Source organism: Gilliamella sp. Fer4-1, assembly GCF_001690515.1.
Classification (GTDB): Bacteria; Pseudomonadota; Gammaproteobacteria; order Enterobacterales; family Orbaceae; genus Gilliamella; species Gilliamella apicola_C.
The window spans coordinates 1-2445 of sequence record NZ_LZGZ01000234.1; the positions used below are offsets into that span (position 1 = coordinate 1).

At 35.7% G+C, this 2445-nt stretch carries 2 protein-coding genes; both read left to right on the plus strand.

The features are described from left to right. Nucleotides 1-1302: flavocytochrome c (locus A9G30_RS08365; RefSeq protein ID WP_141672046.1), on the plus strand; the 1302-nt coding region annotated here is incomplete at its 5' end. A gap of 31 nt (nt 1303-1333) precedes the next feature. After that, nucleotides 1334-2299, plus strand: a complete 966-nt coding sequence (locus A9G30_RS08370) for an FAD:protein FMN transferase (protein WP_065588652.1) — start codon at nt 1334-1336, stop codon at nt 2297-2299. Nucleotides 2300-2445 lie beyond the last annotated feature (146 nt).

The window sequence follows — 2445 nt, forward strand, 5'->3', positions numbered from 1 at the left end:
GGGCTTGCCTCAGCTATTCAAGCACATGATCATGGGGCAAAGGTTGTTATTGTTGAGCAAATGCCGGTGATTGGTGGTAATACTAATAAAGCTTCGGCAGGTATGAATGCTGCGGAAACTAAATTCCAAAGACTCAAAGGCATTGTCGATAGTAAAGAGCTTTTTTATAAAGAAACTATGGCAGGTGGAAAAAATAAAAATAATCCTAACTTATTACGATACTTTGTTGAAAATGCACCAGAGGCTATCGATTGGTTAGATAATAATGATATTGAATTAAGTGGTATTACAACCACAGGGGGAATGAGCATCGATCGAACCCATCGCCCAGAAAGCGGGGCGGCAGTTGGTGGTTTTTTAATTAGTGGTCTAGTTAAAAATATCAATAAGCGTGGTATTGAAGTTATGTTAGATACTGCGGTTACTGAAATTGTCACGGAGAACAATAAAGTCATTGGCGTTAAAATTTCCGAAGAAGATGGCTCAACTCGCGTGATAAAAACTAAGGCCGTTATTATCGCAACAGGTGGATTTAGTGCTAATACTGCCATGGTTGAAAAATATCGCCCTGATCTTAAAGGTTTTGTTACCACCAATCATAAAGGTGCAACGGGTTCTGGCATTATGATATTGGAAAAACTTGGGGCTGGAACTGTTGATATGGGGGAAATCCAAATTCATCCAACAGTAGAACAAACATCGTCTTACTTGATTTCTGAATCTATTCGAGGTGGTGGGGCGATACTCGTATCGCAAAAAGGCCAACGATTTGTTAATGAGCTTGATACCCGAGATAAAGTATCAGCAGAAATTATTCATTTACCTGAACATTATGCTTATATCTTATTTGATCAACAAGTTCGTGATGAAAATAAATCGGTGGAAGAATATGTCTCAAATCAGCTGGTCACTCAAGCAAATACTCTTGAAGAATTAGCACAAGAGTTATCAATTGATAGTCGCACATTAGCTAACACAGTAGCGCGCTATAATCAGTTTGCCATTACTAAGCACGATCAGGACTTTGGCCGAACAACGGGCATACGTCATCCTATAGAAAAAGCACCTTTTTATGCAATAAAAATTGCCCCAGGTGTTCACCATACTATGGGCGGTGTGACTATCAATACTCAAACACAAGTTTTAGATGCTAATAAAAATGTCATTCAAGGTGTTTTTGCCGCAGGCGAAGTTGTGGGGGGAATACATGGAGCAAACCGAATAGGTGGTAATGCGGTTGCAGATATCATTATTTTCGGTATGCAAGCAGGTAAAAAAGCTGCCCATTATATAAAAAGTTAATTGAGTTGTAGCGATTTGGGTCTTGTTTAGTATGTTAAGGTCGAGTTATAAATATACTCAAACTTTAATGGGAACAACGGTGTCATTAACGCTTATAGAGCCTAATGACACCGTTGCACAGGCCGTTTTTGACAGCATTAAATTGCTTGAAGATAAGTTGACTGTAAATAGGTTAATATCAGAAGTCATGTCAATCAATTTTGCTGCGGGCAGTCACCCTGTTACTGTGAGTCGCTCGGTATTTTCTTTGATTGAACAAGCACAAAAAGTCAGTTTGCATTTCAATAGCTGCTTTAATTTTGCCATTGGTCCTTTAGTTAAACTTTGGAAAATTGGTTTCAACGGGCAACAAGTTCCACCAGCAAAATTGATTAAACAGCGGTTATTGTTAACAGATCCTAATAATATTGAGCTAGATACAAATAATCGTTCTGTTTTTTTGAAAAAATTCGGCATGGAAATTGATTTAGGCGCAATTGCTAAGGGGTATATTGCCGATGTTGCCAAATTAATTTTACATAAATATCAAGTTTATCAAGGTATTATTAATTTAGGTGGTAACGTATTAACTTTAGGTAGCCCTTTAACCAATGAAAACAGCTATTGGCATGTGGGGCTAAAAAAACCATTTGCAACTGATGATAAGTTATCAGGAGTTATTAAAGTTAAAAATAAGTCTGTTGTAACATCGGGGATTTATGAACGTTTTTTTATACAAAACAATCATCTTTATCATCACATATTAGATCCCAAGACAGGTTATCCATTAGATAATGAACTAGACAGTGTGACAGTAATATCCAACTCTTCATTAGAAGGTGATATTTACTCAACGGTATTTTATGGATGGGGACTTGATAACAGCAGAAAATATTTACAAAAGCATCAAAACTTATCAGCTATATTTTTGTTAAAAAATAAAACAATAGCATTAATAAACCCAGATAATTTTGTTTTTCAACTAATTGACACTCAGTACAAAATAATCACCGATTAATCAACAGGCTTAGCATCAAAAAATGATAAAAATAACGATTATATTAGATCTTTGTTTTTACTGTTTTAATTTAATAACAGCTTAGTTTTGATAAAAAAACAGTCAGAAAAACCATTGATTTTATTAAGGTTTTTTCTGGGTGGATT

Coding starts and splice junctions, on each gene's coding strand:
- A9G30_RS08370 (WP_065588652.1), top strand. CDS start 1,334: ATGTTAAGGTCGAGTTATAAATATACTCAAACTTTAATGGGAACAACG.